At 66.6% G+C, this 18,056-nt stretch carries 17 protein-coding genes and 1 tRNA gene; 10 read left to right on the top strand and 8 right to left on the bottom strand.

Annotated elements, in window-relative coordinates:
- Positions 1-13: 13 nt before the first annotated feature.
- Positions 14-1,327: an SPOR domain-containing protein gene (locus tag NLI89_RS04750; protein ID WP_254685972.1), complete on the top strand. Its 1,314-nt coding sequence runs from the start codon at positions 14-16 to the stop codon at positions 1,325-1,327.
- 189 nt (positions 1,328-1,516) lie between these two features.
- On the opposite strand, the gene NLI89_RS04755 is transcribed toward NLI89_RS04750, so the two are convergent.
- Together NLI89_RS04755 and NLI89_RS04760 are read right to left on the bottom strand one after the other, a co-directional pair.
- Positions 1,517-2,737 carry a dihydroorotase gene (locus NLI89_RS04755; RefSeq protein WP_254685973.1) on the bottom strand — a complete coding sequence of 407 codons (1,221 nt, stop codon included), beginning with the start codon at positions 2,735-2,737 and terminating at the stop codon, positions 1,517-1,519.
- Positions 2,734-3,720 carry an aspartate carbamoyltransferase catalytic subunit gene (locus tag NLI89_RS04760; RefSeq protein ID WP_187504352.1) on the bottom strand — a complete coding sequence of 329 codons (987 nt, stop codon included), beginning with the start codon at positions 3,718-3,720 and terminating at the stop codon, positions 2,734-2,736. The genes NLI89_RS04755 and NLI89_RS04760 overlap by 4 nt, the downstream gene beginning before the upstream one ends.
- Positions 3,721-3,841: 121 nt before the next feature.
- On the opposite strand from NLI89_RS04760, the gene NLI89_RS04765 reads away from it, so the two are divergent.
- Positions 3,842-5,401, top strand: a complete 1,560-nt coding sequence (locus tag NLI89_RS04765; RefSeq protein WP_254685974.1) for a hypothetical protein — start codon at positions 3,842-3,844, stop codon at positions 5,399-5,401.
- Here the strand turns inward: NLI89_RS04765 and ruvX are convergent.
- A complete protein-coding gene (ruvX, locus tag NLI89_RS04770) occupies positions 5,398-5,865 on the bottom strand; it encodes a Holliday junction resolvase RuvX (RefSeq protein WP_254685975.1) in 468 nt (155 codons plus the stop codon). The genes NLI89_RS04765 and ruvX overlap by 4 nt on opposite strands.
- Positions 5,862-6,971 (bottom strand): DUF3089 domain-containing protein, encoded by a 1,110-nt coding sequence (locus tag NLI89_RS04775; RefSeq protein ID WP_254685976.1) that lies wholly within the window; start codon positions 6,969-6,971, stop codon positions 5,862-5,864. The genes ruvX and NLI89_RS04775 overlap by 4 nt, the downstream gene beginning before the upstream one ends.
- Positions 6,972-7,426: 455 nt before the next feature.
- Here NLI89_RS04775 and gatC point away from each other — a divergent pair, with 455 nt between their 5' ends.
- The 3 genes from gatC to gatB are packed head-to-tail and all read left to right on the top strand — an operon-like array spanning position 7,427 to position 10,696.
- Complete coding sequence (gene gatC, locus NLI89_RS04780; RefSeq protein ID WP_031396405.1) at positions 7,427-7,729, top strand: Asp-tRNA(Asn)/Glu-tRNA(Gln) amidotransferase subunit GatC; 303 nt, start codon at positions 7,427-7,429, stop codon at positions 7,727-7,729.
- Entirely contained in the window at positions 7,729-9,213 is a 1,485-nt protein-coding gene (gene gatA / locus NLI89_RS04785) for an Asp-tRNA(Asn)/Glu-tRNA(Gln) amidotransferase subunit GatA (protein ID WP_254685977.1), read from the top strand. Before gatC ends, gatA begins: the two co-directional genes overlap by 1 nt.
- Before the next feature lies 1 nt (position 9,214).
- Positions 9,215-10,696, top strand: coding sequence for an Asp-tRNA(Asn)/Glu-tRNA(Gln) amidotransferase subunit GatB (gene gatB / locus NLI89_RS04790; RefSeq protein ID WP_254685978.1), 1,482 nt, complete (start codon positions 9,215-9,217; stop codon positions 10,694-10,696).
- Between the two features lie 309 nt (positions 10,697-11,005).
- Here gatB and NLI89_RS04795 read toward each other — a convergent pair whose 3' ends face one another.
- The 3 genes from NLI89_RS04795 to NLI89_RS04805 form a co-directional block, all read right to left on the bottom strand.
- On the bottom strand, positions 11,006-11,569 hold the full coding sequence (locus NLI89_RS04795) for a retropepsin-like aspartic protease family protein (RefSeq protein WP_254685979.1): 564 nt from the start codon (positions 11,567-11,569) through the stop codon (positions 11,006-11,008).
- 135 nt (positions 11,570-11,704) lie between these two features.
- Positions 11,705-11,923, bottom strand: a complete 219-nt coding sequence (locus NLI89_RS04800; protein WP_254685980.1) for a hypothetical protein — start codon at positions 11,921-11,923, stop codon at positions 11,705-11,707.
- 2 nt (positions 11,924-11,925) lie between these two features.
- Positions 11,926-12,081, bottom strand: a complete 156-nt coding sequence (locus NLI89_RS04805) for a hypothetical protein (protein ID WP_192145012.1) — start codon at positions 12,079-12,081, stop codon at positions 11,926-11,928.
- A gap of 109 nt (positions 12,082-12,190) precedes the next feature.
- Between NLI89_RS04805 and NLI89_RS04810 the strand changes: the two genes are divergently transcribed.
- The 5 genes from NLI89_RS04810 to clpX all read left to right on the top strand — a co-directional run bounded on the left by NLI89_RS04810 (position 12,191) and on the right by clpX (position 17,446).
- Positions 12,191-12,275: transfer RNA gene (locus NLI89_RS04810), tRNA-Leu, on the top strand.
- Positions 12,276-12,342: 67 nt separating this feature from the next.
- Positions 12,343-14,001 (top strand): trigger factor, encoded by a 1,659-nt coding sequence (gene tig / locus NLI89_RS04815; protein WP_254685981.1) that lies wholly within the window; start codon positions 12,343-12,345, stop codon positions 13,999-14,001.
- 222 nt (positions 14,002-14,223) lie between these two features.
- Complete coding sequence (locus NLI89_RS04820) at positions 14,224-15,150, top strand: glycosyltransferase family 2 protein (protein WP_254685982.1); 927 nt, start codon at positions 14,224-14,226, stop codon at positions 15,148-15,150.
- Positions 15,151-15,367: 217 nt separating this feature from the next.
- On the top strand, positions 15,368-16,057 hold the full coding sequence (locus tag NLI89_RS04825) for an ATP-dependent Clp protease proteolytic subunit (RefSeq protein ID WP_031396413.1): 690 nt from the start codon (positions 15,368-15,370) through the stop codon (positions 16,055-16,057).
- Positions 16,058-16,180: 123 nt separating this feature from the next.
- Entirely contained in the window at positions 16,181-17,446 is a 1,266-nt protein-coding gene (clpX, locus tag NLI89_RS04830) for an ATP-dependent Clp protease ATP-binding subunit ClpX (RefSeq protein ID WP_056048170.1), read from the top strand.
- Between the two features lie 325 nt (positions 17,447-17,771).
- On the opposite strand, the gene NLI89_RS04835 is transcribed toward clpX, so the two are convergent.
- A complete protein-coding gene (locus tag NLI89_RS04835) occupies positions 17,772-18,011 on the bottom strand; it encodes a hypothetical protein (RefSeq protein WP_254685983.1) in 240 nt (79 codons plus the stop codon).
- Between the last annotated feature and the right edge of the window lie 45 nt (positions 18,012-18,056).

The raw sequence follows: 18,056 nt of genomic DNA on the forward strand, positions 1-18,056 counted from the left end.
AGGGATCATCCCGATGAACACGCGCGCACTTCTCCTCGGCGGCATCTCCGCCCTCCTGCTCGGCGGTACGATGGTCGGATGTGCGGCCAATGGCGGTGGCATGGCCTCTGCAAGCGACCGCAGCGATGCGTTGGCGGCCAAGGGCGCGGCGACGAACGCGGGCAAGGCGCGGACCGCGCTCGCCCGGCACGAGGGGCCGGTGGCGATCGGCTATGCGGAGGGCGCGGTCGCGCTGATGCCGCAGTCGGCGGAATACCGCATGCTGCTCGGCCAGAGCTATCTGCAGGGCGGCCGTTTCACGTCGGCCTCGCGCGCGTTCGCGGATACGCTCCAGCTGTCGCCGACCAACGGCAAGGCGGCGCTGAACCTCGCGCTGGCGCAGGTCGCGACGGGCGACTGGCAGGCGGCCCGGCAGACGCTGGCGGCGCACGCGGCGATCATCCCGGCGCCCGATCGCGGGCTGGCCCTGTCGCTGGCGGGGGATACGGCGGGCGGGATCGCGCTGCTGACCGAGGTCGCGCGGTCGCCCGAGACGAATGCGAAGGTCCGGCAGAATCTGGCGCTGAGTTTCGCGCTGGCGGGCCGCTGGCAGGAGGCGAGGATGGTCGCCGCGGCGGACATGGCGCCGGCCGATGTCGATGCGCGGCTCGAGCAATGGGCGTTGTTTGCACAGCCGGCGACCGCGTCGGACCAGGTGGCGAGCCTGCTCGGCGTGCGCGCGGTGGCGGACGCCGGCCAGCCGGTCGCGCTGGCGTTGAATACTCCGGTACCGGTGGTGCCGGGTGCTCCCGAGCAAGCCTTGGCGGCGGTAGATTCGGTCGCGCCCGCCGAAGCCGTACCGGTCGAGGTCGTCTCCGTGCCGACCACTGGATTTTCGAAGGTGTCGTTCGGACCGCGGCAGGAGGTCGTCCAGGCGCTGCCGACGATGATGCTTCGCCCGCAGATTGGTCCCGTCAGGCTCGCATCGACGCCCGCGTCGACTGGACGTGGCATGGCGACCGCGGCCTATGAAGTGAAGGCACCGGCGACCGGCAGCTGGTACGTCCAACTCGGCGCGTTCGAGAGCGCGGGCGTGGCCAGGGACGCCTGGGGCCGTGCCTCGCGCCGGTTTGCGATGCTCGCCGGGCATTCGCCGAACGGCATGATGTTCAAGGCGAATGGCGAGGACTTTTATCGCCTCTCGGTCGGCGGATTCAGCCGGTCGGCGGCGGATACGATGTGTCGCCAGTACCGCGCCAAGGGCGGCGCCTGCTTCGTCCGCCAGGGTGCGGGCGACGCGATGGCGCAGTGGTTGCGCAAGCCCGGGATGCAGATGGCGTCGCGGTAACAGAGCGGCGTAGCGAGCGCTTCTGGATCCCCCTTCCTACCACCCCGGCGAAGGCCGGGGCCCAAGTGGGAAACGATAATAACGAAGCGCCGCGTGCCGTTACTCCGGCCTTGCCACTTGGGCCCCGGCCTTCGCCGGGGTGGTGCACTGTTGGTCGTGAGAGTGCACTGTTGGTCGTGTGGGGGCCCCTCACCGAACCTCGCGGCCACCCTTCCACAACCGCAACACGCGCCCCTGGACCGGCAAGCCATCGAACGGCGTATTCCCCGCCTCGGCCAGGAACTCCTCCCCGACGACCTGCCACGGCGCCTGCTGATCGAACAGCATCAGGTCGGCCGGCTTGCCCGCCTCCAGCGTGCCCGTATCGAGCCCCAAAACCCGCGCCGGATTGCGCGCCAGCAGCGCGAACAGGCGTTCGAGCGTCAGCAGCTCGTCGCGGACCAACATCAGAGCCAGCGGCAGCAACGTCTCCGCACCGGCCATCCCGCTGCTCGAATCGGTGAACGGCAGCCGCTTTTCCTCCGGCCCGCGCGGCTCGTGTCCCGAACACAGCACGTCGATCGTCCCGTCGGCGATCGCGTCCAGCGCCGCCCGTCGATCGCTCTCGGCACGCAACGGCGGGGACAGCAGCGCGAACGACCGGAAATCGCTGACCGCGATCTCCGACAGATGCAGATGCGCCGGCGTGATCCCGCAGGTGACGGCAACGCCGCGACGCTTGGCCGCGCGGATCAGGTCGAAGCCCGCCGCGGTCGTCACCTGGCGGATATGGATACGCGCGCCGGTATCCTCGGCGAGCATCAGGTCGCGCGCGATCGCCAGCGCTTCGGCCACCGCAGGCGCGGCGGGAAGGCCGAGCCGCGTCGCCGTCTCGCCCTCGGTCGCGACCGCACCGGCGGTCAGCCCGCCATCCTCCGCATGCGCGACGACCGTCACGTCCAGGTCGCGCGCATAGGCGAGCACGCGCCGCATCACGCCGCTGTCGGCGATCCAGTGTTTGCCCGTGCCGACCGCCTTCGCCCCCGCCGAAACGCAGATCGCCATCTCGGCAAGGTCATGGCCTTCGAGCCCACGCGTGGCGGCGGCGATCGGGTGGATCCAGAGGTCGGGCTTGCCGATCAGCGCCGCGCGCTGGACGATGCCGGGATCGTCGAGCACCGGCGACTGGTCGGGCATCAGGCCGATCCGGACGATCCCGCCGGCACGGAACGCGGCACGGTCGACCTTCGCGACGCCGAGATCGACGATCCCCGGCGCCACGGTCTTGCCGCCGCAGTCGACGACCTCTGCGTCCGACGGAATATCGACGATGCCGGTCGCGACGATCACGCCGTCGCGGACCAGCACATTGCCCTTGGTCATGCCGCCGACGGGGCAGGCGAGCGTCGCGTTCGTCAGTGCGAGAATCATGCCCAGCCCTCCACGCCGCGCGCTCTTCGGGTCAGCACGTCGAGGCAGGCCATGCGGACCGCGACCCCCATCTCGACCTGCTCGGTGATCGCCGAGCGGGCATGATCGGCGACCGCGGAGTCGATCTCGACGCCGCGGTTCATCGGGCCGGGGTGCATCACCAGCGCGTCGGGCGCGGCCTTCGCCAGCCGGTCGAGCGTCAGCCCGTAGCGTAGCCGATATTCGCGCGTGGAGGGCACATAGGCGCCGTCCATTCGCTCGTTCTGGAGCCGAAGCATCATCACCACATCGGCGCCCTCCAAGGCCTTATCGAAATCGGAAAAGGCGGTGACGCCCATCCGCTCGATCATCGGCGGCATCAGCGTCGACGGCGCGCAGACGCGAACCTCGGCCGCGAGCGCGGTCAGCGCGAGGATGTTCGACCGCGCGACCCGGCTGTGCAGCAGGTCGCCGCAGATGACGACGCGCTGCCCTGCGATCGAGCCCTTGCGGCGGCGAATCGTGAGCGCATCGAGCAGCGCCTGAGTCGGGTGCTCGTGCCGCCCATCCCCCGCGTTGAGCACCGGGCAGTCCACCTTGTCCGCGATCAACCGCACCGCGCCCGACGACATATGCCGGATCACGATCACGTCGGCGCGCATCGCGTTCAGCGTCATCGCCGTGTCGATCAGCGTCTCGCCCTTCTTCACGCTCGACTGCGCCGCGTGCATGTTGACGACGTCCGCCCCGAGCCGCTTGCCGGCGATCTCGAACGACAGCAAAGTCCGCGTCGAGTTCTCGAAGAACGCGTTGATCTGCGTGAGACCCGCAAGCCGCTTGTCGGGCGTCGCATGCGTCCTGTTCGCGCCGACCCAGGTCTCCGCCTCGTCGAGCAGGAACGCGATCTCGTGTGGCTGAAGCCCGTCGATGCCGGTGAGATGCCGGTGCGGGAAGACGGCGCCGCCTTCGATGAGGGCGGCGGGGCGGTGATCTGAGGTTCGCATTAAAGCCGCGGGATAGTGGCCGCGGGGGCAGGGGGCAAGCGCCGCGCGACGCTTCGCCGCAACCGCATGGTTAACCCGAATTTAGCGCGATCATGGGATGGCTCGGGCGAACAGGGGGGGCATGATGCAGGACGCCGAGGCAAGAACGACGCGCCGCTGGTGGGATACGCGGTGGTTCGCCCTATCTGCCGTCCTGCTGTCGGCGGTGCCTCTGCTGTGGCCGGCGCTGCCACCCCTTGGCGACCTGCCGGGGCATATGGGGCGGTGGCATATCGCGATGGCGCTGCCGACCTCGCCCGATCTTCAGCGCTATTACGCCTATCGTTGGGCGCTGATCCCGAACCTCGGGATGGACCTGCTGGTGCCGGCGCTCACGCGATTGTTCGGGTTCGAACCGGCGACCAAGCTGGCGGTCATCGCGATTCCGATGCTGACCGTCGCCGGACTGCTGTGGACCGCACGCGAGGTGCATGGGCGGATACCGCCGACCGCGATCTTCGCGCTGCCGCTCGCCTATGCATGGCCGTTCCAGTTCGGCTTCGTCAATTTCGCGCTCTCGCAAGCGCTGGCGTTCTGCGCGCTGGCGTTGTGGGTTCGGCTCGGACGGCAGGAGCGATTGGTCTTGAGGGCGGTCGTATTCGTGCCGATCGCCTTCGCGCTCTGGATCGCGCACAGCTTCGGCTGGGGCATGTTCGGGTTGATGGCGGCAGCGGCGGAAATCGCCAGATTGCGGTGTGATCGACGGCCCTGGATCGCGGCGTTCGTGACGGTGGCGGTTCGCTGCCTGCCGCTCGCAGTGCCGCTGATCGTCATGATCGCCTCTGCGTTGCACCCGCCCCCCGGGAGCGACGCTGCCGGCTTGGGCGCGGCCGACTGGTTCGACGTGCCCGCCAAAGCCTTGTGGGTCGCGTCGATCCTTCGCGACCGATGGATGGTCTACGACCTCGCCTCGCTCGGCGTCTTGGTGGCGATCTTGTACGTCGCAGCGCGCAGCCCGCGGCTCGGCTTTTCCGCGATGCTCGGGTGGCCGGCCCTCGCATGCCTGGCGGCGTTCGCGATATTGCCGCGGTTGATGATGGGCGGCGCCTATGTCGACATGCGGATGGCCCCGGCAGCACTCATGCTGGCGGTCATCGCGATCGCACCGCCCGCATCGAACCCGACCGATTCCGTTCGTTTCGCCCCGATATTGGCCATCATCGGAACCGCGTTCCTGATGATTCGGCTTGCCGGCACGACCGTCAGCTTCATCGAGCGCTCGACCGAGCAGGAGCGCGAACTCGCGGCGATCCCATCGATTCCGCGGGGCGCGGCGGTGCTCGCGCTCGTCAGCCGACCGTGCGGCGGCGTCTGGTCCGATCTCCGGCGCGATTCGCTGCCCGGCATGGCGATTGTCCGGCGCGACGTGTTCACGAACACGCAATGGGCCCTGGCCGGCCAGCAACTCCTGCGCATTCGCTACGCGCAGGCCGCACCGTTCACCGCCGACCCGACGCAACTCGTCCTGCCGAGCGAGTGTGCGGTGATCGGCTCGAATTTCACCGCCGCCATCGCACATTTTCCGCGTGCGGCATTCACGCATGTCTGGACGCTGGGGTTTCCGCCGGGCGCAGCAAAGGCGGCGGACCTGCGCGTGATATGGACCAACGGCGAGTCCACGCTCTACCGCGTCGCCCGCTAGATCTGCGCGGTTACCAGCGCGTCGATCGCGCCTTGCAGGATATAGGCGGCGGCCATCTTGTCGACGAGTTCGGCGCGCTTGGCGCGGCTCGCGTCCTGTTCGATCAGCGTGCGGGTGACGGCGACGGTCGACCAGCGTTCGTCCTGGAGCAGGATCGGGAGGCCCATGTCCTTGAGATTCTGCGCGAACGCCCGCGTCGATTGCGAGCGGGGGCTTTCGCTGCCGTCGAGGTTGATCGGCAGGCCTATGACGAGCCCGACCACGGCCTGCGCCTTGATGATCTCGGCGAGCGCGGCCTTGTCCTTCTGGAACTTCGTGCGGCGGATGAGCATGGCAGGGCTCGCGAACGACCAGCCGGCGTCGCACAGCGCGGTGCCGATCGTCTTGGTGCCGACGTCGAGGCCGATCAGCCGGCCGCCGGTCGGGAGCGCGTCGCGGAACTGCGCGGCGGAAAGCGTGATCATTGCGCGAAAGCCTTCAGGCGACGGTTGGCGTCGGCGCGGATGTTCGCCCAGAACAGGCTGTAGTCGTAGACGTGATAGTTGTTGCCGGGCAGCACGTACGGCCCGAGGTTCGGGCCCTCGCCGATCAGCAGGAAACCGCGGTCGGCGCAGCGCGCGGGGACGCTGCCGATCGCCATGGTCGCGGTCTTGAGGTCGGCGGACGGGACCAATGTGCCGAGATTGGCGGTGGCGGGCGCAGCGGCGTCGATGGTGCCGGTCAGCGGGTTGGTGCAGACGATCGACGTGCCCTTGCGTGGCTGGCCGTTGAAGCCGGTGGTCTGGTCATAGGTGTCGACGATCAGCGACGGATCGGCGGGCTCCGCGAAACTCTCCCATGAGAGGATGCAGCCGGTCTGCTCGGCGGTGCGGCATTCGGCGAGCCCCATGCGCGGCAGGTCGGTGGTGCGCGACACGGGCCAGCCGACGACATAGGCCGCGACGATCCGTGCCTTCAGTTTCGGATCGCTCGCAACGCGGTCGCGGAGCAGGCGGGTGAGGTGGAGCGCGCCCTGGCTGTGGCCGGCGAGGATAATCGGGCGGGTCGGGCCGGCCTCCTTGAGGAAGCGGTCGAACGCCGCGGAGACGTCGCCATACGCCAACGCCAGCGCGCGTTCGCTGTCGGCCTCGCTGGTGAGGAACGCGCCGAACGTCGCCTGGCGATAGCGCGGTGCCCAGATGTCACCGGCCTCGTTGAACGCGCTCGCCTGACCGCGCAGGAACAACTCGGCGCGCGCATTGGTCTCGGGATCGTCGATCGGCGCGTTCCAGTGATCGCGGTTGATGTACGATGTCGGATGGATGAAGAAGATCGCCGCGCCCGTGCCGGGCTTGCCGGGCGTATAGCCGGGCGGCGTCCAGAGCGCGGGATTGCCGGGTGCGTCGGGGCGGGCGAGCCACAGGATTTTTCGCGCGTAGATGTTGCGCGGGGCTTCGCGCTGCGCCTGGAAATTCTCGCTCGGAACCATGACCGCGCGCATCAACTGCGTGCCGAACAGGCGGTAGGCGAGCAGGGCGGCGATCGCGAGGACGATCATCGCGGCGACGAAATAGAGAAACTTGCGGGCCAAGCGGGACCTTCCGTGCAGGCGATCCGGCTCCCGTGCCGCAAGCGGGGGCTGGTTGCAACGGGCTCCCTCACGATCCTCACCCGCCAGGGGGAGGTGGCTGGCACTTGCCAGACGGAGGGGGAGGAAAGGGCAACCTCTGTTCCGTGTCCGCCCCCTCCGACGCTTCGCGCCACCTCCCCCTGGCGGGGGAGGATAGGAAGGTTGGGAAACATATCGCGCGCGCATATCGGTGGTCGCGGTCGCAACTCTGCTCCCCTCCCTGGAAGGGAGGGGCTGGGGGTGGGTAGGCCCGCTTGAGCCACCATCGTCTGAACATGGGGAGCCCGACCCACCCCCGACCCCTCCCTTCCAGGGAGGGGAGAAGAGTCGCCAACGCCCCTATTTCAATCGGCCAGCCTGAAGCACCTACGCCAAAGATGTTGCGCCCTCGCGCCGCGCGGTGCTAGCCGCACGGCATGTCCGTAGATACTGCAACCGTGAAGCGGATCGCGAGCCTTGCGCGCATCGCGATCACCGACGAGGACGCCGCCCGCATGGCGCCGGAACTCGGAAACATCCTTGGCTGGATCGAGATGCTGGGCGAGGTCGACACGACCGGCGTCGAGCCGATGACCGCCGTCATTCCCAACACGCTGCGGCTGCGCGACGATGTCGTCAACGCCGACCCGCTGACCGGCGGTAACATCCGCGAGCAGGTGCTGGCCAACGCGCCGGTGGCCGAACACGGCTTCTTCGCCGTGCCGAAGGTGATCGAATAATGACCGAGCTTACCGATCTGGGCGTTGCCGGCATTCGCGACGGCGTGCGCGACGGCAGTTTCACTGCCCGCGAAGTCGCCGACGCGTTCATCGTAAAGGTGAGCCAGGCCAAGGCGTTGAACGCGTTTCTTGTCGAGACGCCCGAACACGCGATCGCCGCGGCCACCGCCGCCGATACCGCGCGCGAAGCTGGCGAGACGCTCAAGCCGCTGGCCGGCGTGCCGATCGGCATGAAGGACCTGTTCTGCACCAAGGGCGTCGCGACGACCGCGGCGAGCCACATCCTCGAAGGCTTCACGCCGACCTATGAATCGACCGTCTCGCAGAATTTGTGGGACGCGGGCGCGGGGATGCTCGGCAAGCTGAACATGGACCAGTTCGCGATGGGCTCGTCGAACGAGACCTCGGCGTTCGGCAACGTGATCTCGCCGTGGAAGCGCAACGACGGCGGTAATGCGTCGCTCGCGCCCGGCGGGTCGTCGGGCGGCTCGTCGTCGGCAGTCGCCGCGCGGCTCTGCCCCGGCGCGACCGGCACCGACACCGGCGGTTCGATCCGCCAGCCCGCCGCCTTCACCGGGATCAGCGGCATCAAGCCGACCTATGGCCGCTGCTCGCGCTGGGGGACGATCGCGTTCGCCTCGTCGCTCGACCAGGCCGGGCCGATGGCGCGCGACGTCAAGGATTGCGCGATCCTGCTCGAGGCGATGGCCGGGTTCGATGCGAAGGACGGCACCTCGCTGCAGCTCGACGTGCCGAAATGGGAAGCAGGATTGTCTGCCAATCTCAATGGCCTGCGCGTCGGTATTCCCAAGGAGTATCGCGTCGACGGGATGCCCGAGGAGATCGAGGCGCTCTGGCAGCAGGGCATCGACTGGCTGAAGGACGCCGGCGCGACGATCGTCGAGGTCTCGCTCCCGCACACCAAATACGCGCTGCCGGCTTATTACATCATCGCGCCCGCCGAGGCGTCGTCGAACCTCGCGCGCTATGACGGCGTCCGCTACGGCATCCGCGACCTGCCGACCGGCGCGGGGCTACAGGACATGTACGCCGCGACGCGCGCCGACGGCTTCGGTCCGGAGGTGAAGCGCCGCATCATGATCGGCACCTATGTGCTGTCGGCCGGCTTCTACGACGCCTATTACACGCAGGCGCAGAAGGTCCGGACGCTGATCGCGCGCGACTTCGAGAAGGCGTGGGAGACGTGCGACGTGCTGCTCACGCCGACCGCACCGTCGGCAGCGTTCGCGCTCGGCGAGAAGTCGGCGGATCCGATCGCGATGTACCTCAACGACGTCTTCACCGTGCCGTCGTCGCTCGCCGGGTTGCCGGCGATGTCGGTGCCGGGTGGTCTCGACAAGCAGGGCCTGCCGCTCGGCCTTCAGATCATCGGCAAGCCGCTCGACGAACAAGGCGTGCTGAACGCAGGGCTCGCGATCGAACAGCGAGCAGGATTTACCGCGCGACCAGAGGCTTGGTGGTAACATGAGCGACTATCGTATCCAGGGCGAAACCGGCGAGTGGGAGGTCGTGGTCGGCCTCGAGGTGCACGCGCAGGTGACGTCGAACGCCAAGCTCTTCTCGGGCGCGGCGACCGCGTTCGGCGCGGAGCCCAACACGCAGGTGAGCCTCGTCGACGCGGCGATGCCGGGGATGCTGCCGGTGCCGAACCGCGAGTGCATCCGTCAGGCGGTCCGCACCGGCATGGCGATCGAGGCGCAGATCAATAAATGGTCGCGGTTCGACCGTAAGAATTACTTCTACGCCGATCTGCCGCAGGGCTACCAGATCAGCCAGCTCTATCATCCGATCGTGGGTGAGGGGGCGATCGACATCAGCCTCGACGAGAAGAACCCCGACGCGACCGGCAAGCGGATCGGCGTCGAGCGCATCCATGTCGAGCAGGATGCCGGCAAGCTGATGCACGACCAACATCCGACCCAGTCCTACGTCGATCTCAACCGCTCGGGCGTCGCGCTGATGGAGATCGTGTCAAAGCCCGATCTGGCTTCGCCTGCGGAAACAGGGGCTTACCTGCGGAAGCTGCGTTCGATTCTGCGCTATGTCGGATCGTGCGACGGCAACATGGAGGAAGGATCGATGCGCGCCGACGTCAACGTCAGCGTGCGCAAGCCCGGCGACGAACTGGGTACGCGCACCGAGACGAAGAACGTCAATTCGGTGCGCTTCGTGATGGCGGTGGTCGAGCAGGAAGCGAAGCGCCAGGTCGAGGTGCTCGAAGCCGGCGGCAAGATCGTCCAGGAAACGCGGCTCTATGATCCCGACCGCAACGAGACGCGCTCGATGCGGTCGAAGGAAGACGCGCATGATTACCGCTACTTCCCCGATCCGGACCTGTTGCCGCTGGTGCTCGACGATGCGTTCCTCGCCGAGTGCCGCGCGTCGTTGCCGGAACTCCCCGATGCGAAGCGCGCGCGGTACGAGGCTCTCGGCATCGCGCCGTACCAGGCGACGGTGCTGACCGCCGAGGTCGAGGCGGCGCGGTGGTTCGATGCGTTGCTCGATGCGGGCGTGAAGCCGGCGGCGGCGGCGAACTGGACGACGTCGGAACTGTTTGGGGCATTGAACCGGACCGGCAGGGACATCGGGAACTCGCCGGTTTCGCCAGCCCAGGCGGCGGAACTGCTCGGGCTGATCGCCGACGGCACGCTGTCGGGGAGTCTCGCCAAGCAGGTGTTCGAGGTGATGCTCGAGACCGGCGACGGGGCGGCGAAGGTGGTCGAGGATCGCGGGTTGAAGCAGACCAGCGATACCGGGGCGATCGAGGCCGTGATCGCCGAGGTGATGGCGGCGAACGCGGACAAGGTTGCGGACTATCGTGGCGGCAAGGACAAGCTGTTCGGGTTCTTCGTCGGCCAGACGATGAAGGCGATGGGGGGGAAGGCTAATCCTGCCGTGGTGAACGAACTGCTCAAGACGGCGCTTGGGGAGTCGGTGGCTTCGTAAGCCTGCGGTTGGCTGGCGATGCGTTCTCCCGCACATCCTGTTCTACCGCGAAGGCGGGAGTCCAGGGTAACGGAGCGCAGCGCTGCTTGATTCCTGGACCCCCGCGTTCGCGAGGGAACAGGAGAAGTGAAGTTCGTGCCAGCTTCAACACGTACCACCCCGGCGAAGGCCGGGGCCCAATTGGGGAACGCTGCTAACGAGGGGCGGCGCTTCGTTACTGCAACCTTTCCGATTGGGCCCCGGCCTTCGCCGGGGTGGTGGTAGTGTTGGGTCGGAGCGGAAGCGGAAGCAGAAAGGGAGCGTGGCGTACTACGCATCCACCTTCTGCGGATGATGCGGCACCAAGATCAGCGTGTTCTCCTCCACCCGCCACGACGCCAGCCGCGACAGGAAGTTCATTCCCAGCACGTTCGTCTCACCAAACGCCGGCGAAACCACCACCTGCAAATCCCGCGCAACGATCGCGCCAAGCCGCAAATCCGCGATGGTCCCCGTCTTAGCCGCGATAGACCCGTTGGCGGTCTGCAAGACGATCGGCATCACGCCAACCCGCGCCTCGATCCCCGCAGCCTCCGCCGTTTTCTCCGAAATCGCCGTAATCGTCGCGCCGCTGTCGATCAGTAGCCGCTGGCTCACCCCATCGATCGTCGCACGTGCCCAGAAATGTCCATCCGGCGACATCCGGATACGGACCTCGCCGCCGACCACCTGCTGGTCCTCGATCTTCAGGAACCGCGCGATCTTGCCGACATAGGGGTCGAATTGCCGCCGCTGGTCGACCGCAATGAACAGCAGTCCGACGAGGACGAGCGTCATCGCCAGGTTCACGAGCGTTCGGATGACGGGGATGCGCTGCGCAACGATCAGGACCAAGAGGGCAAGCCCGAGCGCGATATAGAGGCTCTGGTGCTCGGCGAAGGTTGGGATCGTGGAGATTATCGGGTCCTGATTGGCGGGAGTGGCACGATCTGAATAGCCACGCCCGCCTGTATGGTTGCTGAAGAACGATTACTGCGCGTCGTCGTCCTGGTTCTTCACGACACCACCGGTCCCGCCGACTCCGTCGTGCAGGCCGCTGTCGGTGAACGTCCCGGGCTCGTCGCCGCCTTCGCCGCGCTCGACCGCGTCGGAACGCGACTCCACCGCTTGTTCGATATCGCTGCGGGTATCCGCGTCACGATCCTCGGGCAGCGTTTCGGGGTTCGTCCCGGAATGGGGATCGGCCACGCTCAAAACTCGGGCTGCACGGGTGCGGGATCGTTCGACGGCGTACCCGGAGCAGGCACGTCGATATCCGGCGCGGGCGGGTTGAACTCGGGCGGCGGCGCGGTCGGCTCGACGGGCGGCGTCGGGGTCGGGAATTCTGCCGGGGGTTGGGTAGCCATGATGTCTCTCCTTCTGGATGCCTAACGCCCGTAATCAGCGGGAGTTGCCTATGTGCTTGCCCCGGCATGCATCGTTGGTATAGACGCGCCCGCTACGGCGATGTCCTGTGCGGGCGTGGCGGAACTGGTAGACGCGCTTGGTTTAGGTCCAAGTATCGCAAGATGTGGGGGTTCGAGTCCCTTCGCCCGCACCAGCCCGCCGCGCAGGCGAGGCGACCGCCCGACGAATTATCCCGAATGCTCTTATAACAAAGGCCGGACATGCAGACTGTCGAGACGTTGAACGAGGGCCTCAAGCGCGCCTTTACGCTCACCATCACCGCGAAGGATATCGATGCCAAGGTCGATGTCGAGCTGAAGCGCCTCGCGCCGCAGATGAAGATGCCGGGCTTCCGTCCGGGCAAGGTGCCGGCGAACCTCATCCGCAAGATGCACGGCCCGGCGCTGACCCAGGACGCGCTGAACGCGGCGATCCAGGAGGGCGTCCAGACGCTCGTCGCCGAGAAGCAGCTTCGCCCCGCGATGCAGCCTTCGGTCGAGCTGGAAGACGGCTATGACCTCGGCAAGGACGCCGTGGTCAAGGTCGAGATGGAGGTCCTGCCGCAGGTCCCCGCTCCCGCGATCGACGGTCTGAAGCTCGAGCGCCTGACCGTGCCCGTCGCCGACGAGGCGGTCACCGAGCAGCTCCAGAAGTTCGCCGACCAGCAGAAGAAGTGGGACGACGCCAAGCCGACCTACAAGGCGAAGATGGGTGACCTCGTCACCGTCGATTTCGTCGGCAAGACCGCCGACGGCGTCGCGTTCGAGGGCGGCACCGGCACCGACATGGGCGTCGAGCTGGGCGCGGGTCGCCTGATCCCCGGCTTCGAGGATCAGCTCGTCGGCGTGAAGACCGGCGACGACAAGGTCCTCAACGTGACCTTCCCCGATGAGTATCAGGAGAAGTCGCTCGCCGGTCAGCCGGCGACGTTCGACATCACCGTCAAGTCGGTGAAGACCGCGGGCGAGAGCAAGATCGACGAGGATCTGGCCAAGTCGCTCGGTCTCGAGAGCCTCGAGCAGCTCACGGGGCTGCTCAAGGGTCAGATCGAGCAGGAGCATAACGGCCTCACGCGCACGCACATGAAGCGCAAGCTGCTCGACCAGCTCGCCGAGGGTCACGACTTCGAAGTGCCGCCGTCGATGGTCGAAGCCGAGTTCAACCAGATCTGGTCGCAGCTCCAGCACGAAGCCACGCACGAGGCCGACCCCGAGGCTGCGATGGCCGAGATGGAAGGCGAGCGCGACGATTACCGCAAGATCGCCGAGCGTCGCGTGCGCCTGGGGCTGCTCCTGTCCGAGATCGGCCAGGCGAACGGCGTCGAGGTTTCCAACCAGGAAATGCAGCGGCTGCTCGCCCAGGCAGCGCAGCAGTATCCGGCGGAACAGCGCCAGCAGTTCATGCAGTACGTCCAGCAGGAGCCGATGGCGGCCGCCCAGCTGCGCGCGCCGCTGTACGAGGACAAGGTCGTCGACTTCCTGTTCGAGAAGGCCGAGATCACCGACCGCGAAGCCACGCGCGAGGAGCTTGAGGCCGCGATCGAGAGCGAGGACGGTTTCGCCAGCGGCACGCACACGCATGATCACGACAATCACAAGCCGAAGAAGAAGGCTGCCGCCAAGAAGAAGGCTGCACCTGCCGACGACGCGGCCGTGACGGAAGAGGCGCCTGCCTCGGACGCTGCGGAAGAGGCCAAGCCTGCGAAGAAGGCCCCTGCCAAGAAGAAGGCGGCTCCCGTCGAAGCCGAGACGGCCGTGACGGAATCGTCGCCGGTTGCCGCTGAGAACGCAGAGGGCACCGAAGCTGCCGACGCACCGGCAAAGAAGCCCGCCGCGAAGAAGCCCGCTGCCAAGAAGGCCGCGACCAAGACCGAGGCGTAAAACTATCTGAGTGCCTCAGGACTGAGGCACTCAACCCATAATCGGGTCACCTCCCCGGCGGAGGCCGGGGTCCAGTTGGAAAGGTAGCTGTAACGGCGCGCAAAGCTCCGTTATGGACCTTCCCCAACTGGGCCCCGGCCTCCGCCGGGGAAGTGCGTTTGTAGGTGGTCGGTGGCTGAAAATAGCGTCTCCAAGGCAGCTTCCGACACAATAGGGCAGGGCATGACCGAACCGAGAATCGCCGTCCTCCTCCCCTGCTACAACGAGGAAGCCGCGATCGCGCAGACGATCGCGGGGTTCCGCGACGCGCTCCCAAGCGCCGTCATCTACGTCTACGACAACAACAGCGCCGACCGCACGATCGAGGTCGCACGTGCCGCCGGTGCCGTCGTCCGGACCGAGCGGATCCAGGGCAAGGGCGCGGTCGTCCGCCGCATGTTCGCCGACATCGACGCGGACATCTACGTCATGGCCGACGGCGACGCGACCTACGACGCCGCCTCCGCACCGAACCTGGTAAAGCGCGTCCTCGACGAGCAACTCGACATGGTCGTCGGCTCACGCATCAGCCAGGTCCAGGAAAGCTACCGCCGCGGCCACCGATTCGGCAACGCGCTGCTTACCGGCATGCTCGCGCGCCTGTTCGGCCGCAGTTTCACCGACATCCTCTCCGGCTACCGCGTGTTCTCGCGTCGGTTCGTGAAGAGCTTCCCGTCGCTGTCGGCCGGGTTCGAGATCGAAACCGAGATCAGCGTTCATGCGCTAGAACTGAAAATGCCGATCGGCGAGGTCGAGACGCCCTATTACGCGCGCCCCGAAGGCTCCGAATCGAAGCTCAGCACGTACGGCGACGGCTGGCGTATCCTGCGGACGATCATGACGCTGTACCGGATCGAGCGCCCGCTGTGGTTCTTCGGCGCGATCGGCAGCGTGTTTGCGTTGCTCGCGCTGATCCTCGGCATCCCGTTGGTGCTGACCTATATCGAGATCCACCAGGTTCCCCGTTTCCCGACTGCGATCCTGATCACCGGCCTCGGCATCTTCGCTGCGCTCAACGTCTTCACCGGCCTGATCCTCGACACCGTGGTAAGAGGCCGCCGCGAAGTGCGAAGGCTAGCATACCTCGCCTACCCAGCCCCAGGCATCTGATTCCCTCGCCCCTCCGGGGAGAGGGAAGGAGGAGCCACTCGGCGACGGGAGGGTGAGGGGAGGTTGGGATCCGCCAACCGCCCCTCACCCTCCCACCCGCAAGTGCGTGCGGGCCCCCCCCTCTCCCCGAAGGGGCGAGGGGAAGCACAGGACGGGCTTGAACTCCCCTCCCGGACAGCCGATGTTAGCGGTTCACTGGGGCATAAGAGAGATTTCCATGCACAATCCGTTCGAGACCGGCGATTTCGCGAGCCCGTTGGCCAGCGCCGGGCTCGGCCTGCAGCAGACGCAAGCAGGCCTGGTTCCAATCGTCATCGAGCAGTCGAACCGCGGCGAGCGTTCGTTCGACATCTTCTCGCGTCTGCTCCGCGAGCGCATCATTTTCGTGACCGGCGGCGTCGAGGACGGCATGGCCTCGCTGATCACCGCACAGCTGCTCTTCCTCGAGTCCGAGAACCCGAAGAAGGACATCTTCATGTACATCAACTCGCCGGGCGGTGTCGTCACGGCGGGCATGGCGATCCACGACACGATGCGGTACATCCGCCCGCGCGTCGGCACCGTGTGCATCGGCCAGGCCGCATCGATGGGCAGCTTCCTGCTCGCGAGCGGCGAGCCCGGCATGCGCGTCGCGATGACCAACGCACGCATCATGATCCATCAGCCATCGGGTGGCGCACAGGGCATGGCCAGCGACATCGAGATCCAGGCACGCGAAATCCTGCGCATCCGCAAGCGCATGAACGAGCTGTATTCGCAGTATACCGGCCAGCCGATCGAGGAGATCGAGCGCCGGATGGACCGCGATACGTTCCTCGAGGCGAACGAAGCGAAGGATTTCGGTCTGGTCGACGAGGTGTTCGACAAGCGTCCGGCACCGGCGGATGATGCGGCAAAACCCGCTTAACCGACACTGGCATGGGGCGAATCGTAAGCCCTGCCGGTTTATTTGATTGTAGGAACTCCGGGGTGCGTTACGGTAGCGGCCCCGGAAACGGCACGTGCACCGACATGCGCGAGAGGTGATTGAATGACGAAGCTGAGCGGTGGCGACTCGAAGAGCACCCTCTATTGCTCGTTCTGCGGCAAGTCGCAGCATGAGGTACGCAAGCTGATCGCGGGTCCAACCGTGTTCATCTGCGACGAGTGCGTCGAACTTTGCAACGACATCATCCGCGAGGAGACGAAGTCCGCGCTGGTGTCCAAGAAGGACGGCGGCGTGCCGACTCCGCAGGAGATCTGCGACGTCCTCGACGATTACGTGATCGGCCAGAAGCGCGCCAAGCGCGTGCTGTCGGTGGCGGTGCACAATCACTACAAGCGGCTCAACCATGGCGCCAAGGGTGCCGATGTCGAGCTGTCCAAGTCGAACATCCTGCTCGTCGGCCCGACCGGGTGCGGCAAGACTCTGCTCGCGCAGACGCTCGCGCGGATCCTCGACGTGCCGTTCACGATGGCCGATGCGACGACGCTGACCGAAGCCGGTTACGTCGGCGAGGACGTCGAGAACATCATCCTCAAACTGCTCCAGGCGTCCGACTACAACGTGGAGCGGGCGCAGCGTGGGATCGTCTACATCGACGAGATCGACAAGATTTCGCGCAAGGCCGAGAACCCCTCGATCACCCGCGACGTGTCGGGCGAGGGCGTGCAGCAGGCGTTGCTCAAGCTGATGGAGGGGACGACCGCTTCGGTTCCTCCGCAGGGTGGGCGCAAACATCCGCAGCAGGAATTCCTGCAGGTGGATACGACCAACATCCTGTTCATCTGCGGCGGTGCGTTCTCGGGTCTCGAGAAGATCATCGGCGATCGTCTCCAGGGCAAGTCGATCGGTTTCGGCGCGTATGTCGCCGGGCCGGACGAGCGCAAGACCGGCGAGACGCTGAAGTCGGTCGAGCCCGAGGATCTGCTGAAGTTCGGGCTCATCCCCGAGTTCGTCGGCCGCTTGCCGGTGATCGCGACGCTCGAGGATCTCGACGTCGACGCGCTGGTGAAGATCCTCAAGGAGCCGAAGAACGCGCTGGTCAAGCAGTACCAGAAGTTGTTCGAGATGGAGGACGTCGCGCTCGGCTTCACCGACGACGCGCTCGTCTCGGTCGCCAAGAAGGGCATCGAACGCAAGACCGGCGCACGCGGGCTTCGCTCGATCCTCGAGAGCATCCTGCTCGACACGATGTTCGACCTGCCCGGCATGGACGGCGTCGACGAGGTGATGATCGACAAGGACGTGATCGAAGGCCGCAAGGAACCGATCCGCGTCTACGCCGAGAAGAAGAAGACCGGCGACGCTGCTTAAGCGCGGGGTTGGTTTTGGGGTACGGGAAAGGGCGTCGAGCGATCGGCGCCCTTTTTCGGTTGGGTCGACGAGCGTGGTCCGCTCTTCTGACAGCTCCCCCGCGAAGGCGGGGGCCCAGGGTACCAGGCGATAGCGGTCGTGACTCCTGGACCCCCGCTTTCGCGGGGGAACGGTAGGATGTGACCTGACCCATGGAGAACGGTCGATACGCTCCGTCTTCACCCACAACGCCATTGGCGTCTCTTCTGTCTAGGGGACCTTGTAGGGTCCGCGGAGACGACGTCGTGACCCGCGTGCGGCTGTCGCCGCCACTACGGTGCTCAGGTCAAAAGCCGAACCCGCTCCAGATCCTTGGGACGTCCGAACAGCCTGAGAATCTCGGCCAATTCCGCACGGTCAGGCACGTAGACCACGCGCTCACCACCACATCGACATCGCCAACCTCGACCGGCCCGACACCGCGAAGCGCCACCGCCGCGCTGGAGATGACCCACCACGGGTCCTGCGCATCACGCATCGCTTCCGCCACCATGACCAGCGTTTCGCGAAGATCGGGAGCCAACATCGCCGCAACCTACGCGATCCTCCTCGCGCCGCAATCACCCCGACT

The sequence above is a fragment of the Sphingomonas faeni genome (genome assembly GCF_024273235.1).
Taxonomy (GTDB): domain Bacteria; phylum Pseudomonadota; class Alphaproteobacteria; order Sphingomonadales; family Sphingomonadaceae; genus Sphingomonas; species Sphingomonas faeni_A.

What these genes read in the sequence shown, in the direction of transcription:
- NLI89_RS04750 (WP_254685972.1), top strand. Translation starts at nt 14, where the DNA reads ATGAACACGCGCGCACTTCTCCTCGGCGGCATCTCCGCCCTCCTGCTC.
- NLI89_RS04755 (WP_254685973.1), bottom strand. Translation starts at nt 2,737, where the DNA reads ATGATTCTCGCACTGACGAACGCGACGCTCGCCTGCCCCGTCGGCGGC.
- NLI89_RS04760 (WP_187504352.1), bottom strand. Translation starts at nt 3,720, where the DNA reads ATGCGAACCTCAGATCACCGCCCCGCCGCCCTCATCGAAGGCGGCGCC.
- NLI89_RS04765 (WP_254685974.1), top strand. Translation starts at nt 3,842, where the DNA reads ATGATGCAGGACGCCGAGGCAAGAACGACGCGCCGCTGGTGGGATACG.
- ruvX (WP_254685975.1), bottom strand. Translation starts at nt 5,865, where the DNA reads ATGATCACGCTTTCCGCCGCGCAGTTCCGCGACGCGCTCCCGACCGGC.
- gatC (WP_031396405.1), top strand. Translation starts at nt 7,427, where the DNA reads ATGTCCGTAGATACTGCAACCGTGAAGCGGATCGCGAGCCTTGCGCGC.
- gatA (WP_254685977.1), top strand. Translation starts at nt 7,729, where the DNA reads ATGACCGAGCTTACCGATCTGGGCGTTGCCGGCATTCGCGACGGCGTG.
- gatB (WP_254685978.1), top strand. Translation starts at nt 9,215, where the DNA reads ATGAGCGACTATCGTATCCAGGGCGAAACCGGCGAGTGGGAGGTCGTG.
- NLI89_RS04805 (WP_192145012.1), bottom strand. Translation starts at nt 12,081, where the DNA reads ATGGCTACCCAACCCCCGGCAGAATTCCCGACCCCGACGCCGCCCGTC.
- tig (WP_254685981.1), top strand. Translation starts at nt 12,343, where the DNA reads ATGCAGACTGTCGAGACGTTGAACGAGGGCCTCAAGCGCGCCTTTACG.
- NLI89_RS04820 (WP_254685982.1), top strand. Translation starts at nt 14,224, where the DNA reads ATGACCGAACCGAGAATCGCCGTCCTCCTCCCCTGCTACAACGAGGAA.
- NLI89_RS04825 (WP_031396413.1), top strand. Translation starts at nt 15,368, where the DNA reads ATGCACAATCCGTTCGAGACCGGCGATTTCGCGAGCCCGTTGGCCAGC.
- clpX (WP_056048170.1), top strand. Translation starts at nt 16,181, where the DNA reads ATGACGAAGCTGAGCGGTGGCGACTCGAAGAGCACCCTCTATTGCTCG.
- NLI89_RS04835 (WP_254685983.1), bottom strand. Translation starts at nt 18,011, where the DNA reads ATGTTGGCTCCCGATCTTCGCGAAACGCTGGTCATGGTGGCGGAAGCG.